Origin of the sequence: Flavobacterium lindanitolerans (assembly GCF_002846575.1) — a bacterium.
Classification (GTDB): domain Bacteria; phylum Bacteroidota; class Bacteroidia; order Flavobacteriales; family Flavobacteriaceae; genus Flavobacterium; species Flavobacterium lindanitolerans.
Map to the genome: position 1 here is coordinate 363,672 of NZ_PJND01000007.1, position 21,950 is coordinate 385,621.

A 21,950-nucleotide genomic window follows, 5' to 3' on the forward strand; every position below is an offset into this window, starting at 1 on the left:
AATTGTATTTTTATAACGTTAGCCTTGATTTTTATGGATTGATAATCCAAGAAACTAAATACTGCTGCCCGATTCTTCCGGCTCCAATTACCTGTAGGTAATCATTTCCGAAAAGGTTCGACGCACTTATTTTAAATACTGATTTCATAGACGGAACCGCATAGTTCATCTGAGCATCAAATACCGTTACCGCCGGAATCATACCGTCAGCAAAAGAAGATTGCCAAAGATATTCGTCACTCCATCTTGCATTCAGATTGAATCCGAAATTCTTGAACAGGTTCTGATTTCCAAGAGAAGCCTTTACTCTATGTCTAGGCGTGTTGAAACCTGCTATAAAAGAAGGGTCTTTTGCCTGGTCGAAATCAAACTGAGCATGGTTGTAGTTGATTCCAAATTCAAAATCTTTGTAGATTTTCTTAGATAACCCTACACCAAAACCAAAAGAAGTTACATTTTCTGTAGTATTTGTATAGACCTGGTATACTCTACGGTCACCATTAGACAATGCCTGCAAACCTAGAAGAACATTCTGGTCTGACAAATCAGAACCAACTGTTCCGTAATAAGGACGGATAACACGGGAAGTACTCATGAAATCATTATAAATATTATAGTAAGCATTTAAATCAACAGCAATACCATTATCTGTAACCGACTTATATCCTACTTCAAATGCTTTTACCTGCTCAGGTTTTACTAACTTAATATTTACAATCTCCAAATCTGCAGGATTTTGCGATAATGCAAATGCCTGAACTGAAGGCACTGAATATACATTTGAATTATAGGCATCTCTACCAGACAAAGTAACGGTAGCCGGAGCTCCTAAAGCCTGACCCGCAGCACTTACATTCATAGTTTCCACATAACGGTCTAAGTTATCCTCAGCAGAACCTACCAATGCAAATGGCCCTAAATCCAATCCGATGTATTGATCCTGAGTTGTCGGGTTTCTGAAACCTGTCTGGAAAGACACTCTGAAATTGTGATTTTTTCTTTCTCCTGCAGAATATACGAAAGAGATTCTTGGAGAATACTGTCCGTCAAAATTCTGTGATTTATCATAACGGATCGACCCTGTAAACTTCAAACGATCATCCATAAACTTCTTCTGAACCTGAGTATAAATACCATATTCATCATATCTGATTGGTCCGTCAAAATCGGTAAAGATTGTTCCTTGAGAATCCAATTTGTAGCTTCTAAACGACCCCCCTACTTGAATTTCCGCAAACTGCACCAATTCTTTGAAGTTATAGTTACCATCAACATGGTATAATTGCGACTGGTCAATAAATTTCGCTCCTTTCGTAAGATCCGGATTTTGTATTACCGTTGCCAATGCATTATTAAACTCAGGCGATCCCGGCATATATCTTGGACCTCCCGTTGGCTGTGTGGCAAACTGAGGCAAGCCAACTAACGCTGCTGGCAATTGGTTATAATCTGCATATTGTCTTGCGATTCCGGCAGCCTGGGTTGTACTTGCACCCATAACAGCACTTGACAATTGATATGCCGTTGCATAATTAGTGAACCACTCCTGATCTGTTTTCCATGCCCTGTTTACGTTCCATGCCGCAAAACGCATATCATATGAGTTACCGGCATCTTCTGTAGTCATATAAGCTCTAACAAAGAAATTTCTGTTTTTAACTTCCAGTTTACTCTGCTGCATGATAAAATCTTCCAGCCTGTATCTGTTAGCTCCCTGATAAATAGTACTTCCGATACCCACTTTATGTTGCAGGATTATCTCGAAGTCATCTTTCATTGGTTTTACATGCAATGAGAAATCCGCTTTTACGCTTTCAATAGAGTTATCATTAATATCTTCTTCATAATAACCTGTTCTGCTTACTTGCCCTACGTTTGGAATAAATGTAGTTACCTCATCACCATAAATATTCAAACCGTCATAGTTTTGGTTGATTCCATGACCAAGACCACCATTTGTCATACTTCTTTCATCACCTGCAATCCACTCGGTAGCTTTTAGGTAAGTGAAATTGGCTTTGGCTGCAAAATAATCTGAAAACTTATGGGCAGCACGAATACCAAAGTCATAGTAATCGTTTGTTCCTGCCAGTTTTTGGTTGGTTTTACCATATCTCGCATAAACGCTTATTCCCTCGTAATCAAATGGACTTTTGCTATTCATAAACAAGATTCCGTTAAAAGCATTTGCTCCATACAAAGCTGAAGAAGCTCCTGGAAGTAATTCAACGCTTTGCACATCAAGCTCAGAAAGACCAATCAGGTTTCCTAAAACAAAGTTCAAAGCCGGTGAAGAGTTATCCATTCCATCAACCAACTGCATGAAACGGGTGTTGGCAACTGTGGCAAATCCTCTGGTGTTGATTGATTTGAATGACAAACTACTGGTGTTAAAATGAACCTCTTTCAGGTTTTCCAAACCATCATAGAAAGTTGCCGAAGAAGTATTCTTGACATCCTTGATACCCATTCTTTCAATGGTTACAGGCGATTCCAAGATTCTTTCCGGTGTTCTGGAAGCCGACACTACTATTTCATCAAGATTGATATCCTGACTCAAAAGCTGCACTTCTAATTTTTGTCCTGATGTCTTGACTTCGATAGTTTGTGTGGCATAGCCAACACTCGAAATCTCAACCACATACGGGGGCTGTTTTGTTGGCTTGAGCAGGAACTTCCCCTCAACATCCGTAATTGAGGCTGTTGACTCTCCAACTACCTTAACGCTTACTCCGGGAAGTGGCTGATTGGTCTCATCAGTAACAACTCCTGAAATTGAATTCTGGGCAAAGGCTACTCCGCAGAAAAGCAATGACAAAATAATAAGATACACTCTCATGGTTTGAATTTGTTAGTTTATATCGCCAAATTACAAATAAATTTAATATGCATGCATGGTATCAATAAAAAAAGCGAGAAATTTTCTCGCTTTTGATAATTTTTTATATAAAAAATTGACTATTCCACAGTTACTGATTTCGCTAAGTTTCGTGGTTGGTCTACATTACAGCCTCTCATTACGGCAATATGGTAAGATAAAAGCTGCAAAGGAATTGTTGTCAACAAAGGAGTTAAAGCCTCTGCAGTATCCGGTATTTCGATAACGTGATCCGCCAATTCCTTCACCTGAGTGTCTCCTTTTGTAACTACCGCTATAATCTTTCCGCTTCGTGATTTGATTTCCTGAATATTGCTCACCACTTTATCATAATGCCCTTGTTTTGGAGCTACAATAATAACCGGCATTTTTTCATCAATCAAAGCAATTGGGCCGTGTTTCATTTCTGCAGCCGGATAGCCTTCTGCATGAATATAAGATATCTCTTTTAGCTTTAAGGCACCTTCTAATGCCACCGGGAAATTATAACCTCTTCCCAGGTAAAGGCAGTTTGGAGCATCTTTATAAATTGACGCAATAGTTTTAGCAATATCATTTGTTGCCAATGCTTCCGCTACCTTTTCAGGAATTGCTTCCAATTCCTGAAGATATCTGTGGAAATCTGAATTAGACATCGTTCCTTTTGCCTTAGCAAGACGAAGTGATATTAATGTAAGGATTGTTATCTGGGTTGTAAATGCTTTTGTAGAAGCTACCCCAATTTCCGGTCCGGCATGGGTATAAGCACCTGCATGCGTTTCACGCGAAATAGACGAACCTACTACGTTGCATACTCCAAAGACAAATGCTCCTTTTTCTTTTGCCAGCTTGATTGCCGCTAGCGTATCTGCCGTCTCACCAGATTGGGAAATAGCAATGACCACATCTTTAGGGTTGATGATTGGATTTCTATATCTGAATTCAGAAGCATATTCCACTTCAACCGGAATTCTTGCAAATTCCTCAAAAATATATTCAGCAACCAATCCTGCATGCCATGAAGTTCCGCAAGCCACAATAATGATTCTTTCTGCATTGAGGAATTTTTCAATATTGTCTTCGACACCGGCCATCTGAACGATTCCCTTGTTTGCCAAAAGCCTTCCTCTGTAGGTATCCTTAATTACACTTGGCTGCTCATAGATTTCTTTAAGCATAAAATGCTCATAGCCTCCTTTTTCTATTTGCTCAAGGTTCATCTGTAATTCCTGAATATAAGGATCTACCAATGAATCGTCTTTAATCTTTCTTACCTTAATTGATTTATTTTTTCTGACGATGGCCATTTCTTCATCTTCAAGATAAATCGCGTTGGATGTATATTCAATGAACGGAGAAGCATCTGAAGCGATAAAATATTCATCCTCTCCAATACCAACCGCTAAAGGACTTCCCAAACGGGCAACCACAATTTCATCCGGTTTTTTAATATCAAAAACAGCAATAGCATAAGCTCCTACTACCTGATTTAAGGCAATCTGAACTGCTTTTCCTAATTTAAGATTGTCTTTTTTCTGTACATCTTCAATAAGATTTACCAGTACTTCTGTGTCTGTATCCGATTTAAAAGTGTACCCTCTGTTCATCAACTCCTTTTTTAACGGCTCATAATTTTCTATGATTCCGTTATGGATGATTACCAAATCTCCTGAATTAGAAAGATGCGGGTGAGAGTTTACATCATTTGGAACACCGTGAGTTGCCCATCGTGTGTGTCCTATTCCTATATTTCCGTTTATGGTAATTTCTTTGGCTTTTTCTTCCAAATCAGAAACTTTACCTTTGGTTTTAGCTACTTTCATGGATTCGCCATCATAAAGCATAATCCCCGCACTATCGTAACCCCTGTATTCTAATCTCTTTAATCCTTTAATAATTATAGGATAGGCATCCCTATGACCTATATATCCAACAATTCCACACATAGTTCTATCTTATTATTAGTTAGGCTTGGTATAATAAATTTCAAGCTTTAGTCGCTTGTCTTCGTTTGATGGTACCGGAGCTGTTCCATACAGCACCGTTCCCAATGGATTCATTACTGAAGAAAGAGGCACTTTGGTAAAAGCTGTCTGAGGCGTTCTTAATGACATGCTCGTCGATTTTGAAATATCTTCCGTAACGGCAACACCCAGACGCACGTTTGTTGAGTCTTTAAACAGGACATTTTTAATATGTTCCGTAATTCTTACTTTATATTGGATTGCTCTTCTATCATTATCTCCGATTTTGCCCGTTAGTTTTGCCGTTCCACCAAAAACCCTTTTTGCATATTTTGGTTTCGCTCCGTTGACTGTAACATCAAAAAGATAATCTGTTAATGGGCGGTTATCCTTTGCGTTATAGACGTAAATCCTATTCGGCTCAAAATTATTCAGCATGACAGGTTGGTCAACATAAAACACCAGATTCGCTTCATTAATTAACCAATTGCCTGAAATTGCCTGCGCTCGCAATGCTTCCAATTCGGCCGAGTTTCCTCCTCCAAACAAATCAATCATCGCTACAGAACCGTTACCTCCTTTTAAATAAAGCTTTTGGTCGCCTGAAACAGGATTCGCCACTATGTTATCATAAGTCTGACTAGCGGTTGTCGGAGTATAATCCAACAAACTTACCGTATTCCCTTTTAAATTAAGAACAATTGTCTTTTCCTGAACACCATCATCTACTTCTTCACCATTTACGATTTTTATCTTCTTATCCTCATAAGTCATGGTTATTGTTCCCTTGGAAAAATCCAACATTGACATGGCGCTTCCATTAATCTCTTCTACCTGGAAATACAGCCCTCTGAAATAATTTTTAAAGACGTTGTTATTAACCAGATTACTACTTCCCGCAATAAGCTTATTATAAAAAAACTGTTTATTTAGGTCAAGCCTCATACTAGGAGCTTCTCTCAAAACCTTTCCACCTTCCTGCTGGGTCACATGCTCAGCCGGGCTGAAAACAAAAAGATCATTTTGCTCAACAATTCCCGAATCGTTCAACTGCTGTCCCTTTACACTATTAAAAACCGCATTTTGATCAGAATAGAATTTCTGATTTTCAACGAAACCTCCATTCGGGTCAAAATCCCTTAAATAGTATCCGTTTTCATAAACTTTGAGCTTTAATTTATTCTCAATATTTCCATATATCGAATCCAACTCATACTTATTACTTCCATCGGTTCCGGTTTCAAGATAAGTCGCGAAATACGGAACATTCAAAACGACAGATTTTATCTTTTCTACACTAGGCACTTCTCTAAAAGTAGGGTTTTCGCTTTTTAATTCTACCTGTGTCACAAAATTGGCGGTGGTTTTTCCAAAAATACCATTGTTAAAAACCCCTAAAGGATTCACAGGAAGGTTATTGGATTGTACGGCATTTGTTTTTTGGTTAAAAGCCACAATTGACGCTCCATCATTTTTTATAAATCCAAAATGATCGTTGTCGTCTACAATATCAGCACCTATAGAATTGTATTCGCTATCACACGAAATCAGAAAACCGGTACCCACGATAAGAAAAAGAAGCTTCTTAAAAGTCGAATTATTAAGCATATTTTTTTTGAATGTTTTTTATAAAACTTGATTTCTATAGAAATTAGTATAAGCTTCTGCAAACTTATCTTTCGTGGCGAAAGGTAAAAAAGGTTTTCCCGATGATTCTATAAATTTTGTTAAACTTGAAGAAAGGTCTTCGGAGGCTATTATCACTGCATCTGAGTGCATTATAGAGGCTTTGATTACATTTTCATAATTAGGCTCTGCCAGATACTCTATAGATTCATTAGGAATTCCATCAAAGGCCACTTTTTTCATCATCTCCATATCCAGATTCCCTTCAAAACCCTGGCTATAAACAGAGGTTACTATTTTTGTTTCAGAAAACAGGGCCTCATCTTTATAATAATGCTTCATGTAGATTGGAAGCATTCCGGCCAACCAGCCATGCACATGGATAATATCCGGCACCCAGTTCAGTTTTTTTACTGTTTCCACGACTCCTTTTGCAAAAAAGATAGCCCTTTCATCATTGTCAGGATATAAAACACCTTCTTCGTCTGTAAAAGTTGCCTTGCGTTTGAAATATTCATCATTATCGATGAAATAAACCTGGATTCTTTCTTTTGGTATAGAGGCTACCTTAATAATCAATGGCATGTCTAAATCATTCACTACCAGATTCATTCCTGAAAGTCTTATAACTTCATGCAGTTGGTGCCTTCTTTCGTTTATGTTTCCATAACGTGGCATAAAAATCCTAATCTGTCCTCCCTGATCATTAATCATTTTCGGAACGTCATACGACATTATAGACACTTCATTTTCAGCCAAATAAGGCACTACCTCAGATGATACATACAATATCCTCTTATCCTCCATATTGTTTTGAACTTTTATTTATAGCATATAAAAACATGCAAAATTACAAAAATTTATGCAGTTATTAACAAAAATGGTAAGTTTGCATTCAATTTAATCTTAAGCTGATGCTCATTTTCAACAGACAGGAAGATCTCAAAAAACATTTAGGGTCGGTTACTAAAGAAAATACGACTATTGGATTTGTCCCGACAATGGGTGCGCTACACCAAGGACATTTGTCACTGATTGAAAAATCACTTACAGAAAATCAGGTAACGGTTGTCAGTATTTTTGTAAATCCGACACAATTTAACAACCCTGAAGACCTTGAAAAATATCCAAGAACTCTGGAAAAGGACACCCAAAAAATTGAAACTGTCAGTAAGGATGTCATCATTTTTGCCCCAAGCGTAGAGGACATCTACGAAGGCAATACCAAAGCAAAGGCTTTTGATTTCGATGGACTCGAAAACCAGATGGAAGGCAAGCACAGGCCCGGACATTTTGACGGTGTCGGCACAATTGTGAAACGACTTTTCGAAATCGTAAATCCGACCAATGCCTATTTTGGAGAAAAAGATTTCCAACAGCTTCAGATTGTAAAAAAAATGGTCGAAAAACACCAAATGCCGGTAAATGTTATTGGATGCCCTATATACAGAGAGTCTAACGGACTTGCCATGAGCTCCAGAAATGAAAGGCTTACCTCCCAACAAAAAGAAGATTCTTCCCTGATATACAAGACATTAAAAACTGCCAAAGAAAAGTTTGGCACGGAAAGTGCAAAAGAAATTACCGACTGGGTAGAAAGTGTTTTTGAAAAAAATCCGGAATTCCGACTGGAATATTTCCAGATTGCTGACGAGGAGCAATTATTGCCAATAGGCAAAAAAGACAATGCTAAAAAATACCGCGCTTTCATTGCTGTGTTCATTAACAGTATCCGTCTGATAGATAATATTTCATTGAATTAAAAAATAATTACCTTTGCATCATGCAAATTCAAGTTGTTAAGTCCAAGATTCACCGTGTTATGGTGACTGGAGCAGATTTAAACTACATAGGAAGCATTACAATCGACGAAGCGTTGATGGAAGCTTCTAATATTATTGAAGGAGAAAAGGTTTCTATCGTCAATATCAATAATGGCGCCCGATTAGAAACTTATGCCATTAAAGGAAACAGAAACAGCGGCGAAATCACCCTAAATGGCCCTGCGGCAAGAATGGTACAAAAAGGCGACATCATCATCATTATTTCTTACGGAATTTTAGATTTTGAGGAAGCAAAAACCTTTAAACCGACACTGGTTTTTCCTAACGAAAAGGACAACTCCTTAACTTAGAAAACTTTTGAGAAAAAAAATCAGCAAAACATTATCCATACTTCTCCCAATTTTATTGGGAGTTTTTTTGACTATATATACCTATAATTCGTTTACTCCTGAACAACTGGAAGAAATGAAAAGCTATTTCAGGAATGCTGATTACACTTATATTTTTATTGCCTTAATTTTCGGATTCATCAGCCACGCAGCAAGAGCCTACAGATGGAAATTCATGCTGGAACACATGGGATACCATTCTCCGTTTAAAAATAACTTCATGGCTGTCTGGGTTGCTTATTTTATGAATATGACAATCCCGAGGTCCGGAGAAGTTTCAAGGGCTCTTGTTTTGAAAAAATATGAAGATATTCCTTTTGACAAGGCATTTGGCAGTATTATTGCCGAAAGGGTTATCGATTTTATAATTCTTTTGCTGTTTATTGCAACAGCCGTCCTGTTGCAGTTTGACATATTAAAGACTTTCCTTCTGAACACCATTCCGGTAGAAAAATTATTAGTTTACGGAATTGTCGCCTTTGTAGTTTTCCTTTCAGCCATCCTTCTTTTTATCTATTCAAAATCAAAATGGATTCTGATGATTAAAGGAAAAATTTCCGGATTAACAGAAGGGCTTTTCAGCGTATGGAAAATGGAAAAAAAATGGCCTTTCTTGTTCTATACTGCCATTATATGGCTGGCCTACGTTTTGACTTTTTACACGGCCATTTTTGCTTTGGAAGAAACAAGTGGTATTAGCTTTGGTGTGGTCGTAACAGCTTTCGTAATAGGAAGTCTGGCTATTTCATTTTCAAACGGCGGGTTTGGTGTTTTTCCGGTACTAATTGCCGGTATTTTAGCCTTATATGGCGTACCAAAAGAGGCCGGAACTGCTTTTGGCTGGATTATATGGACTTCACAAACCGTTCAGATAATTATTTTAGGAGGGCTTTCTTTTTTGCTTTTGCCTATTCTGAATAGGAAAAAATAAATTACTATCTTGCTTTCCTATTAGAGGCTCTTCCGTCTCAACTAACGAAACCCTAAAACTCTTACGAATGAAGAATTTCATTACCACTGCTTTTTGTATTTTTTCTTTTAGCCTGTTTGCCCAAAAAAGCATTGAAGAAGTAAAATCAGAAAAACTCAACGGTACACGTCAGATTACTATTTCACTTCCTCCAGCCTATGAAAAAGAACCGGATAGAAAATTTCCACTTGTGATTCTTTTGGATGGCGAATATCTTTTTGACGCTTTTAACGGTACTTTATCCTACTCTAATTATTGGGACGACCTGCCGCCTGTCATAATGGTTGGTATCAGCCAGAATAAAAAAGGAGAACGGTTTGTTGACAGCCAGTTCGACAAAGAAAGCGGACTTCCGGAAGAAGGCGGTTCCCGTTTCTATGAGTTCATAGGTTCTGAACTGATTCCTGCTCTGGAGAAAAAATACCGAATCGCCCCGTTTAGAGTTATTGCAGGACATGATACTACTGCCGGTTTTTTAAACTTTTACCTTTATAAAGACCAACCGCTGTTTAACGCCTATATTTCCCTTAGCCCGGAATTTGCTCCTGAAATGGAAACCAGAATTGCAGAAAGACTGGCCTTTTTCAAACAGCCTATTTTTTATTATCTGGCTACTGCCGATGGTGATTTGAAAAAAATGCAAAAAAGAATCAAAGACCTGGACGAAAACATAAAAAAAGTAGGCAATCCTAATCTTAACTACCGTTTTGACGAGTTCAAGAACGCAACACACTATTCGCTGGTGCCTTATGCTATTCCGAATGCCCTGTACCAGATTTTCTCGGCATACCAGCCTATTTCTACTACAGAATTTCAGGAAAAAATTGCAACACTTCCTGGCGGCTATGTAGATTATCTGGCAAACAAATATGAAATTATTGAAAAATCATTAGGAATAAAAATGCCTATCCGCGTCAATGATTTTAAAGCGATTGAAGCTGCCATCTTAAAAAACAAGGCTTATGCCGAATTTGAAAAATTATCCGGACTTGCCAAAAAGAGCTATCCAAAATCCATGCTGGCAGATTATGAACTGGGAATGATGTATGAACATACGGGAGATTTCAAAAAGGCATTCAAATCGTATCAAAATGCCTATACTAAAAATGAAATTGGCGACCTAACCAAAGATATGATGCTTGAAAAAGTAGACGAAATGAAGAGCAAATAATTCTATGTCAAAAATAAAAACGACTTTTTTCTGCCAAAACTGCGGTGCCCAATATTCTAAATGGCAGGGCCAATGCAATTCCTGTAAGGAATGGAATACTATTGCCGAAGAAATAATACAGAAAGAAGACAAAAAGGATTGGAGAAGTGCCGTTTCACCGGATTCAAAAAGAGTTTCAAAACCTCTGCTAATCCATGAAATTGACAGTGCCGAAGAAATACGACTTGACACCAGAGACGGCGAACTAAACCGCGTTCTGGGCGGTGGAATTGTTCCAGGGTCGCTGATTCTTTTAGGTGGCGAACCCGGAATAGGGAAAAGTACGCTGTTGTTGCAAATTTCTCTAAAACTGCCTTACAAAACCTTATACGTTTCCGGAGAAGAAAGCCAGAAGCAGATAAAAATGCGGGCAGAAAGGATTAATCCTTTAAATGACAACTGCTATATCCTTACCGAAACAAAAACGCAGAATATTTTCAAACAGATTGAAGCCATTGAACCGGAAATCGTAATCATCGATTCCATACAAACGCTTCATACAGATTATATCGAATCTTCTGCAGGAAGCATTTCACAAATTCGCGAGACTACGGCAGAACTGATAAAGTTTGCCAAAGAATCAAATGTTCCGGTTATTCTGATTGGACACATTACAAAAGACGGAAATATTGCCGGTCCAAAAATCCTGGAGCACATGGTGGATACCGTCCTGCAGTTTGAAGGCGACAGGAATCATATTTACAGAATATTGCGTTCACTCAAAAACCGTTTTGGCTCAACCGCCGAATTGGGAATCTATGAAATGCAAGGCACCGGATTGAGAGAAGTCTCGAATCCGTCCGAAATTTTAATTTCTCACAAAGAAGAAGAACTTTCCGGAACCGCAATTGCAACCACGCTGGAGGGAATGCGTCCTTTAATGATAGAAATTCAGGCATTGGTAAGCACTGCAGTTTATGGAACACCGCAGCGCAGTACTACAGGATATAATGCCAAACGACTCAACATGATTTTGGCCGTACTTGAAAAAAGGGCCGGATTCCGACTCGGTGCCAAAGATGTTTTTTTGAATGTCACCGGTGGCATTTCCGTAGACGACCCGGCTATTGACCTGGCCGTTGTAGCTTCCATACTTTCCTCTAACGAAGACATTCCTGTTGGAAAAGATTTTTGTTTTGCAGGCGAAGTGGGCCTTTCTGGTGAAATACGTCCCGTCAATCGCGTAGACCAAAGAATTCAGGAGGCTGAAAAACTAGGATTTTCAACCATATTTGTTTCAAAATACAATAAAATCACCCTTAAAAATACTTTTATAAAAATCCGTCTCGTTTCAAAAATTGAAGATGTCGTAAGCGAATTGTTTGGATAACAACAAAATGTTATCATTTTTTATATATCTTTAAAAGATATAATCCGAAACTTATGAGCGACAATCAAGACAGAATCAACCTGCTTCATCAGAAACTGGATTTTCTAATCAAAAGACAGGACAGCTTTCAAAAGGAAATTTCAGATCTGAAAAAAGAAATAGAATTACTACAGCCGGAAACTTTTTCTGCTCCTAAAGTCGAAAGAGTTTCCTATACAGAGGAAAAACCAATTCCTGAAAAGCCAAAAGTACAGCAGGATATCCGTGTTGCTCCAAAACCTATTGCCGCAAGACCGGAGCCAAAAATCAAAAAACCATCCAACTGGGAAAAATTTATTGGCGAGAATCTGATTAATAAAATCGGGGTTCTTGTGCTAATAATTGGAGTTGGAATTGGTGCCAAATATGCCATCGACAACGAATTGATAAGTCCACTGACCCGAATCATTTTGGGTTACCTCATGGGACTTGGATTATTGGGCTTTGCCCTGAAATTAAAAAAGAAATTTGAAAACTTTAGCGCTGTCTTGCTAAGCGGCTCTATGGCAATCATGTATTTTATTACGTTTCTTGCTTATAGTTTATATGGCTTAATGCCCCAATCGCTGGCTTTCATAGTCATGGTAATCTTTACCATTTTCACTGTCTTTGCGGCCCTGAAATACGACCAGCAGGTCATTGCAATTATTGGACTAGTGGGTGCCTATTCCGTACCATTTTTATTAAGTGACGGTTCCGGAAAGGTATTGGTTCTGTTTTCGTACATGACGCTAATCAACATCGGAATACTGATTATAGCTTTCAAAAAATATTGGCGATTGCTTAACCTGACTTCCTTTTTTGCCACCTGGCTGATTTTTGCAAGCTGGTATTTTTCGAGCTTCTATGTCAGTTTGCACTTCAATATCGGGATGACTTTCCTGTTCATTTTCTTTGCTATTTTCTATACCGCATTTTTATCTTACAAACTGATAAAAAAAGAAATCTACGAAGCAAAAGACATCTTTTCTGTTCTTTCAAACTCTTTTATATTCTACGGTATCGGTATTGCAATCTTAAATGAACATCCGGTTGCCACAAATTATTTGGGAGTATTTACACTTCTGAATGCCATCATCCATTTTGGCGTGAGTACGCTTATCTATAAGAAAAAATTAGGCGACAAAAGCCTCTTTTATTTGATATTGGGTCTGGTCTTGACATTCATTACCATTGCAGTTCCAATCCAGTTAAACGGACAGTGGGTCACCCTGGCCTGGGCATTTCAGGCAACCTTACTCTTCTGGCTCGGGAGAAGTAAAAAAGTACCACTTTACGAAAAACTCTCTTATGTGGTAATGGTTCTGGCTTTTTTCAGCCTCATAGAAGATTGGTGGAATTACAGGAATGCAACGCCTGTGTTCAATGCGGACTTCCTGAACTCCCTTTTATTTGTTGTAGCATTTGGATTTATCTTCTACTTCCAAAGAAAATTCAGAGAAGAAGAAAATACCAAACTAAAGTTTGATGTATTGCTCATGAATTATTTTGTGCCTGGAGTCTTCCTGTTTGTGCTGTATAAGGCAATTCAAATGGAAATCAGCAACTACTGGGAGTTGCAATACCTGACTTCAAAAGCAGACACAAGTGGAAATGGCTATGCGGAGAGATATACGCTCTATAATGAGAAATTCATGGATTATAAAACTGTCTGGGTCTTAAATTTCACGCTTTTATACCTTTCAGCTATTTTCTTTGCAATTGAAAAGAAAATCAAAAATACAGCTTTAGAAATCACAGCATTGGTGATTTCGGGCCTTACATTATTCCTTTTTATTTCCACAGGACTATTCGCTCAGGCGAGTCTGATACATAGTTATATGAATCCGGCAGACTACGCCTCCACAGGATTTTTTGGCGTAATCGCCCATTATATTTCGTTATTGGTTCTGGCAATTTTTGTCTACCGAATCTACATCTATTTTATAAACAGGCAGGAAAAAAACAGGATGCTTTTCGACATCTTCTTTTCTATTTTAGTAATCTGGATTTTAAGTGCCGAAATGCTAATCTGGCTAAATGCTTTCAATATATACGAAAACAACAAACTTGGATTGAGCATTTTGTGGGGAAGCTATTCACTGATTCTTATCAGCTACGGAATCTGGAAAAGTAAAAAGCACCTTCGGATTCTGGCCATCGTCCTTTTTGGAATTACATTATTAAAATTGTTCTTCTATGACATCGTACATCTAAATACTATCCGAAAAACAATTGTTTTTGTATCGCTTGGTATTCTGCTTCTGATTATTTCGTTTTTATATAACAAATACAAACATCTGATTCTCGATGATGACAAAAAATAAAATAGGATTGGTCCTGATGCTTTTTTTATGCCTGAAATCTTTCTCGCAAACAGAAGATTTTCAGTACAGGAGAACACTTGAAAATGTTTCGGAAACCTGGCATAAAATCATACTGCCGGAAGATTCTTTTGATAAATTCAATCCTGATTTTTCTGACGTGAGAATCTTCGGAAATAATAAAACGGAAACACCTTATATTTTAAAAACAGCATCAGACAGAATTTCTGAAACTGCAATTCAATTTAAAACAATCAATGTTTCCAATAAAAACGCTGACTATTTCTATACATTTGAACTATTACAGGCCAAAGAAATCAACCAGATTAAACTGGGTTTTGAACAGGAAAATTTTGACTGGAAATTAGATTTGGAAGCAAGCAACAACCAAACGGAATGGTTTTTAATCCAAAAAGATTACCGTATTCTATCCATAAAAAACAGCCAGACCGATTATAAATTCACCCAAGTTGATTTTCCGAATTCAAAATATAAATTCTACCGAATAAAAATAAAAGCTTCGGAACAGCCAAAACTAACCGAAGCAAAAATCTGGGAACAACAAAAAGAAGAAGGCAGCTTTAAAACTGCTACTATCAAAACCCTGAAAAAAACCATAGATGTAAAGAAAAAAACGTCTGTAATTGAAGTAGAATTAGCCCATAAAGTTCCTGTTTCGTCAATAAAAATCAACATAGGAACCACTTTTGACTATTACAGACCGGTCACAATTGAAATTTTACGCGACAGTGTAAAAATCGAGGATAAATGGCATTACAATTACGGCATCCTTACGCAAGGAACATTGAGTTCATTAGAGAAAAAAGGATTTTCTACAGACAACACACTTGCAAAAAAACTAAGAATCACGATAGAAAATAATAACAACCAACCCTTAGATATTCAAGGAGTCGAAGTTAAAAACGCTATTTATTTCCTGATTGCCCGTTTTACGGAAAAAGGAAATTACAGCTTGTTTTACGGGAATAAAAAAGCGGAAAAGCCGCAATATGATATTGAAAATTTTGAAGAAAACATTCCAAAAAATCCATCTGTAATTACAGTTTCAAAAGAAGAACGAAATCCGGAATTTAAAACCGAAACAAAATCTCCCTTATTTGAAAATAAAATCTGGCTTTGGGTCTTGATGGGAATTATTATTGTGGCCCTGGCGTTTTATTCTCTTAAAATGCTCCGGGAATAATTATGTTAGTGGCAATTTTACCGAACCAACCGTAAACACAAGACAACCAATAACATTAAACAACTGTTGCAACATAAATGACACGAATTTTTAAACCCTTCATGAGTGTTTTAAATTCCAATATTGCTTGGCAACCTTAAACTTGATTGACAAAAGAAAACTTTCTTTAACACAAAAATTTTCATCAAAAAAGAAGATTTAGACACAAATACTTGTATGAAAGAACTATTAGATAAGGTTTTAAAAAATCCCAAAAACTACACTTTAATAAAATTTTTAAAACTTAAGATTGAAGATAATTTAATTCAATCTTTTAAAACATGGGCAGATTCCTATTCAGTTTATAACGAAGGTGGCTGTATTTTATTTGAAGATTATGGAACCTTTATTCCTGAGGAAAATAAGTTTACATTAAGTGGTTATAGCCTTATGTTAAACACTAATACAGCAGAAATTTTTGCAATTAATATAGGGCGATTTTCCATTTTTTTTAAATGCAATTTTATTAAATCAGGCATAGAAGACACACCCGATTTAAAGAAAGGATATACTTTTGACTGTATAACAGATATAAGCGAACTGGGCGACAATTGGTGTTTTATGGACGAATTTGATAACCCAAAAGATGAATTAAAATGGAGTTTTGAACTCACAAAAGAATAACTATAACTAACATCTTTACTTATGGGATATACTTTACAAGCATTTATAACAAAAAAATCTAATCATAAAAATTTGATAGATTTTTACACAAATGCAACTATAGTGGATATTGGTCAGGAATTGTGCTTAATTCCTTTTACAAAAGAATTATTTGATGAAATAAACAAACTGACAAAATCAAAGCCGATTGGAAAATTTGACTACCTGACTGAAAATATTGAAGTAGAATTATTAAAGCAGGTTGGTGACATTAAAATTGCCTATATTGAAGCAGATTATTTTGGTGGTGAAGGAGGACAAATAGCTTTAATTTGGGAAGAACAAAAAAGGATTTATTTGTCTGAATGGGGAGATTGGGAAATCAACAAAGTTTTAAAAGACTTTGGCGTAATTAGAAAAGATGGAAAAGACGAGTTTGACACAGTTGGGCTTGGAGAAAATAGAAGCACGGAAGAATGGTTAAATGATAGTGAATAAAAAAGTGAAATTTTAAACACAAACTAAATTATAGAAAATATTTATGACAATTAAGGATGAACTTCCTACAAAAAAGAGGACAAATTTCCTTCGCCTCTATGCTGTGACATTAAATTTGTTAATAATTAAGTTGATTAAATTCTAATATTATTTTGTTTTTCAAACACTTATAGAATTTAATAAACTGTATCAAAACACAAAAATTGTTTTAGACTAATTTTTACACTTTGGTTTTTTCCACTTTACCACTCTGAAAAGAGTTGTAAGTATTTTACCGAACCAACCGTACTACAACCAACATCGGTTTTGTAAAAGAAGGGCAAATAGAAGTAATTGAACATTTGTACTTCTCAACATTTGAGCTATATCTGGGCTGGCGTTTTTCAAAGCCCTGTCTTCGCCAAGCCATAAATCAATGGTAACAACAGCACAATTGTATTGATAACTGTTAATTAGTCTTTAACTGACTTTTGGTTTTCTATTAATCCGCTATATTTGTTTTTTAAATAAACCAAGAAATCTTAAATGAAATCCAGAAAACAAAAAGCAATCCTGGCCGCAAAAATAGTCGGCGTGCTTTTTGTGCTTTCCATAGGCACATTTTTTATTTTCAGAAATTCCATATTGCAAAAGGCAATTGCTAAGGTTTCTGATAAGATGGAACACGATTACGACAGTAATTTTTCTATAAAAAAAGCCTCATTTCAGGGTTTTTCGGGAATTTCCTTAGAAAATGTCCTGCTGGTTCCAAAACATGCCGACACACTTCTTAATGTGGAAAGTATACAGACCAATATCAATTTCTGGAAATTGCTTACTGGTGATGTACAATTAGGAACACTTCATGTCAAAAACGGATTTGTAAAACTGGTAAAAGACGAAAACGGACGCAACTTCGATGCGTTTTTAAAAAGAAAATCCAACGAAGACACTACCAATATTGAAACCAATTACGCCAAAAGAGCTTACCGCCTTCTGAACCAGGCTTTAAATCTGGTTCCAACCGACATGAATCTGGAAAACGTTTCGCTCCGGATGGACGATATGGGAAGAAAAGTAAATCTGGACTTGAAAAAGCTCCGACTGAAAGACAAACAACTTGAAACTTCCATTGGCGTTACGGCAGATAACTTTCAGCAGCATTGGAAAATAAAAGGTTTTGCCGACCCAAGGCGTAAAAAAACAGACCTTCGCTTCTTTAATCTTGATACCGGAAAAATCCGCATTCCCTATATTGATGAGCGGTTTAACATGAAAGCCGGGTTTGATTCCATCCGACTGAATGTTTCAAACATTGAAATGGATGGTGGCGAGCTGCATATAGACGGTTTTACTTCTATTGTAAACTTCACCGTGAACCATCCGAAAATCGCCAACAAAGATGTGGTCATAAAACAGGCAAAATTCGATTATAACCTGCTCTTTGGTGAAGATTTTGTAGCAGTAGACAGCACTTCATCAGTTACTTTAAACAAGATGAAGTTTTCTCCTTATGTATTCTATCAGAAAACCAAAGAAGATAAAAATCAGATTTATGCGCTAAAGGTCAAGATTCCGAAAATGAAAGCACAGGACTTTATTGTTTCGCTTCCGGAAGGACTCTTTACCAATTTTGAAGGCATGGAAGCAGAAGGAAACTTTAGCTATGACCTGGACTTCCTTTACAATAAAAACAAGCCTGGTGAATTGGTTTTTGACAGCAAACTGAATAAGGAAAACCTAAAAATCACCAAATATGGCGAGGCCAACCTCAGCAAACTCAACGGTAACTTTGCCTACAGGGCCATCATAAATGGCGTTCGCCAAAGACAGATAGAAGTTGGGATGTCAAATCCGAATTATACACCTTTAGACCAGATTTCACCATACATCCGCAAAGCGGTACTGACTTCTGAAGACCCGTCTTTCTTCTCACATCGCGGTTTTATCAATGAGGCTTTCAAGCAGTCTATCATCAAAAATATCAAAACCAAACGTTTTTCGCGCGGGGCCAGTACTATCAGCATGCAATTAATCAAGAATGTTTTCCTTACAAGAGAAAAAACACTTTCGCGCAAGCTTGAAGAAATTCTTCTGGTTTATATCCTGGAAAATAACAGAATCGCCAGTAAGGAAAGAATGCTGGAAGTTTATTTCAATATTATAGAATGGGGACCTAATGTTTACGGAATTGGAGAAGCAGCCTATTTCTATTTTGGAAAACATCCGTCACAGCTAAACCTGAACGAATCTTTGTTTTTGGCCAGTATCGTTCCAAGACCACGGGGTTTTATGTGGCAGTTTGACAATCAGGGGAAATTAAAATCTTTTGCCGAAAAGCGAAACGAATACATGACCAACCTGATGATTCGACGTGGTTTGCTTACTCAGGACGATACATTACAGAAACATTTTCCTGTAGAAATTACAGGCCCTGCCCGTTCCTTCTTACGAATAAAAGCTCCGGATTCTACTGCGGTAGATACAATTGCGATTGATGAGGAGTTTGATTTTTAGTTTTATTACCCTGCCAGGGTTTGGAACCCTGGCAGGGTGATAAAGAAATTATTTAAATACTTTCAAAAATTCTTCTTTATAACTCGGAGAAATTTCTATTTCTGAACCATCTGTCAGCGTTACATAACCACCTGCTCCTTTATGGTAAGACTTTACGGAGTTGACATTGATAATATGCGACTTATGGACGCGTACAAACGGAAAAGGAAGAATTTCAGTAAAATGCTTTAAAAACCGGCAGACCATTTTTTTCTGCCCGTCGGCCAGATAAAGGTCTGTAAAATTTCCATTTCCCCTAAGCCTGACGATTTCTTCCATCTTTACGACTTCAAAACCTTCTAAAGTAGGAAGAATGACTTGTTGTTTTTCCGGCTTCGTTTCTCTGAAATTTTCCACAATAATTCTGTTCCTGTTAAAAATCTCGTGGTTCAGTAGATGCTGCTGTACTTTGTTTACCGCCGTAATGAGTTCTTCAATGCTGATTGGTTTTAGCAAATAATACGCTGCACTCTGATTTAATGCTTTAAGCGAGTATTCTGAAAAAGCCGTTACAAAAATTGTTTCAAATTGCAGGTCCTTACAGGCTTCCAAAACATCAAAAGCATTTCCAAAAGGCATTTCCACATCCAGAAAAACCAGTTGCGGCTTCAGCTCATGAAGCAATGGAACCGCTTCCTTAAAATTCTGTGCTTCGCCTATAATTTCTATCTGCGGACAATATTTCTGCACATAATTTTTTAAGACCTCACGGGCTGCCGTTTCATCTTCTACTATAACACTTCGTATTTTTTGCAACATTATCAAATCCGGTCAATTAATGGAAAACTAATTTCAATTCGCGTGCCCGTTTCGGGGTTTTTTTTTTCTGAAATCTTCAGAGAAATATTCTTTTTATAAAGCTCGTTCAAAAGGCTAATCCTTTCGCGCGTATTGGTCATTCCACGTGATTCATGTACTTTTTGATTGGTAGTTTTCAATTCCCTGCTTTTGGTGAGCCCTATTCCGTTATCGTCAACAATTACCTTTACCATATTGTTTTTAAGCTTGAAATCCAATTTCAAAAATCCTTTGCCTTCTTTGTAACGGAGCCCATGCCAGATTGCATTTTCAAGATGCGGTTGCAAAAGCATATTTGGAACTAAAACGGCATCACCATCCAAAGCGTCATCTATGGTTATTTCGTAGTCAAATTTTTCATTAAAACGCAGATGTTCCAAATCCAGGTATTTTTTGAGCTGCTCTACTTCATTATTCAACGTAACAAAATCTTTGTTGGAATTTTCCATCATGTTTCGCATCAGGTTCGAATAGGAAGTTAGGTATTTATTAGCCTCCAGTTCTTTATTTTCTGAAATGAACTGGTTCACAGAATTCAGGCTGTTAAAGATGAAATGTGGATTCATTTCTCTTCTCAACGACTGTAGGGCAATTTTTTTGTTCTTGGTTTTAATCGAATACAATGCTTTGACAATAAAAACAAAAAGCAGTACCATCAATACGACAGAACCTAAAAGAAAATAATTAAACGTGTTTTTTTTGCTAATCAGTTCGTCTTTTAAGGCACGCTCTTTTTCCAAATGTTTGATTCGGTCTTCCGTTACCTGAAAGACTTTTGAGTCAACCAGAGAATTATCAGACTTGATAAGACTTTCAAAATTCTCAAAGAAATTTTCATACAGTTCAATGCTTTTTTCGCCGTTGCCTTTCGCATTATATTCGCTGATAAGCTGGTCTAAGCTATTTTTTGCCAAAATCGTCTTTCCGTTTTGTATGGCAAGTTCATAGGCCTTTTTCAAAACAGAGATTCCTTTTTCTGCCTCCTGTTGCTTAAAATAAATTGCAGCCAATTCCTGCATTTGCACAATCTGGGTTTCGGAATCATTTTTTTCTTTGGCTTCGTTAATCAGCTTTTTATTAATCTCGATAGCCTTGTCAAACTCATTTTCTGAAGCATAAACTTTTGCTATTTCGTTTTTAATCTTAATGGCTTCTTCCGGTTTGTGCTTTACATTTTCCAATGCCTTTTTATAATTTTCAACCGCCGCTTTAGCATCATTCCTATCAATATTTGCCTTTGCCATTTGCTGATAGGCATCTGCCACTTCTTCTTTTTCGCCTTCTTTTTCCAGAATTTGAATATTAGAAGAAATATAATCCTTCTTTTGTTCCGGTGCGCTGTTTTTCAAACGCTCCGCATCATTATAATTAATTTTTTCCGCAACCTTATCCGTTGCAGTCTGGCTCGCCATTTCATAACTCACAATGGCATCCTGTGTTTTATTTTGTGACTCCTGTACTTTAGCAATCCCACGATTCGTAATGGCAGCCTCTTTTTTCTTGTTCCGCTTTGCATAGATGTCACGGGCTTTCTTCAAGTATTCTTCTGCTTTCGCATACTGTCCTTTTGCCGAAAGCTGTTTCGCCAGTGCTTCATATTTTTGGGCAGTCTGTAAATCATTTTCATCTTCTGACAATGATTTTTTTAATTCGGCCGCTGCCTGATTCAAATTATACTCTTTCTGACTCTGCTTACTTTTTTTCTTAATAGTGTCCTGTGCCATAACGGTTTTCATACCGAACAGCAAAAGAAAAAAGAAGAAGGTCCATTTTGTTTTCATCATATAACTATCCTATTACA

16 protein-coding genes are annotated in these 21,950 nt (G+C 37.0%); 10 read left to right on the top strand and 6 right to left on the bottom strand.

What is annotated here, in order from left to right; all coding sequences use genetic code 11:
• Positions 1–31: 31 nt before the first annotated feature.
• The 4 genes from B0G92_RS01675 to B0G92_RS01690 form a co-directional block, all read right to left on the bottom strand.
• Entirely contained in the window at positions 32–2,839 is a 2,808-nt protein-coding gene (locus B0G92_RS01675) for a carboxypeptidase-like regulatory domain-containing protein (RefSeq protein ID WP_101470874.1), read from the bottom strand.
• 119 nt (positions 2,840–2,958) lie between these two features.
• On the bottom strand, positions 2,959–4,803 hold the full coding sequence (glmS, locus tag B0G92_RS01680; RefSeq protein WP_101470875.1) for a glutamine--fructose-6-phosphate transaminase (isomerizing): 1,845 nt from the start codon (positions 4,801–4,803) through the stop codon (positions 2,959–2,961).
• A 15-nt stretch (positions 4,804–4,818) separates the two neighbouring features.
• Complete coding sequence (gene bamH / locus B0G92_RS01685; RefSeq protein WP_101470876.1) at positions 4,819–6,429, bottom strand: BamH family beta-barrel-assembly machinery protein; 1,611 nt, start codon at positions 6,427–6,429, stop codon at positions 4,819–4,821.
• 18 nt (positions 6,430–6,447) lie between these two features.
• Positions 6,448–7,254, bottom strand: coding sequence for a glycogen/starch synthase (locus B0G92_RS01690; protein WP_101470877.1), 807 nt, complete (start codon positions 7,252–7,254; stop codon positions 6,448–6,450).
• Between the two features lie 107 nt (positions 7,255–7,361).
• Here B0G92_RS01690 and panC point away from each other — a divergent pair, with 107 nt between their 5' ends.
• The 10 genes from panC (at position 7,362) to B0G92_RS01740 (ending at position 19,312) form a co-directional block, all read left to right on the top strand.
• A complete protein-coding gene (gene panC, locus B0G92_RS01695) occupies positions 7,362–8,210 on the top strand; it encodes a pantoate--beta-alanine ligase (protein WP_101470878.1) in 849 nt (282 codons plus the stop codon).
• 20 nt (positions 8,211–8,230) lie between these two features.
• Positions 8,231–8,581 carry an aspartate 1-decarboxylase gene (gene panD / locus B0G92_RS01700; protein ID WP_056071592.1) on the top strand — a complete coding sequence of 117 codons (351 nt, stop codon included), beginning with the start codon at positions 8,231–8,233 and terminating at the stop codon, positions 8,579–8,581.
• A 7-nt stretch (positions 8,582–8,588) separates the two neighbouring features.
• A complete protein-coding gene (locus tag B0G92_RS01705) occupies positions 8,589–9,551 on the top strand; it encodes a lysylphosphatidylglycerol synthase transmembrane domain-containing protein (protein WP_056071585.1) in 963 nt (320 codons plus the stop codon).
• A 67-nt stretch (positions 9,552–9,618) separates the two neighbouring features.
• Complete coding sequence (locus B0G92_RS01710; RefSeq protein WP_101470879.1) at positions 9,619–10,761, top strand: alpha/beta hydrolase; 1,143 nt, start codon at positions 9,619–9,621, stop codon at positions 10,759–10,761.
• Between the two features lie 4 nt (positions 10,762–10,765).
• Positions 10,766–12,130: a DNA repair protein RadA gene (radA, locus tag B0G92_RS01715; RefSeq protein ID WP_101470880.1), complete on the top strand. Its 1,365-nt coding sequence runs from the start codon at positions 10,766–10,768 to the stop codon at positions 12,128–12,130.
• Positions 12,131–12,183: 53 nt separating this feature from the next.
• Entirely contained in the window at positions 12,184–14,475 is a 2,292-nt protein-coding gene (locus B0G92_RS01720) for a DUF2339 domain-containing protein (protein ID WP_101470881.1), read from the top strand.
• Positions 14,459–15,676, top strand: a complete 1,218-nt coding sequence (locus tag B0G92_RS01725) for a DUF3999 family protein (protein ID WP_101470882.1) — start codon at positions 14,459–14,461, stop codon at positions 15,674–15,676. The genes B0G92_RS01720 and B0G92_RS01725 overlap by 17 nt, the downstream gene beginning before the upstream one ends.
• A 216-nt stretch (positions 15,677–15,892) precedes the next feature.
• Positions 15,893–16,339, top strand: a complete 447-nt coding sequence (locus B0G92_RS01730; protein WP_101470883.1) for a hypothetical protein — start codon at positions 15,893–15,895, stop codon at positions 16,337–16,339.
• Positions 16,340–16,360: 21 nt separating this feature from the next.
• A complete protein-coding gene (locus tag B0G92_RS01735; RefSeq protein WP_101470884.1) occupies positions 16,361–16,816 on the top strand; it encodes a hypothetical protein in 456 nt (151 codons plus the stop codon).
• A 525-nt stretch (positions 16,817–17,341) separates the two neighbouring features.
• Positions 17,342–19,312: a transglycosylase domain-containing protein gene (locus B0G92_RS01740; RefSeq protein ID WP_101470885.1), complete on the top strand. Its 1,971-nt coding sequence runs from the start codon at positions 17,342–17,344 to the stop codon at positions 19,310–19,312.
• A 48-nt stretch (positions 19,313–19,360) separates the two neighbouring features.
• Here the strand turns inward: B0G92_RS01740 and B0G92_RS01745 are convergent, their stop codons facing one another.
• Positions 19,361–20,110, bottom strand: a complete 750-nt coding sequence (locus B0G92_RS01745) for a LytR/AlgR family response regulator transcription factor (protein WP_180326391.1) — start codon at positions 20,108–20,110, stop codon at positions 19,361–19,363.
• A 2-nt stretch (positions 20,111–20,112) separates the two neighbouring features.
• A complete protein-coding gene (locus B0G92_RS01750; RefSeq protein ID WP_101470887.1) occupies positions 20,113–21,933 on the bottom strand; it encodes a tetratricopeptide repeat-containing sensor histidine kinase in 1,821 nt (606 codons plus the stop codon).
• Positions 21,934–21,950: the final 17 nt, after the last annotated feature.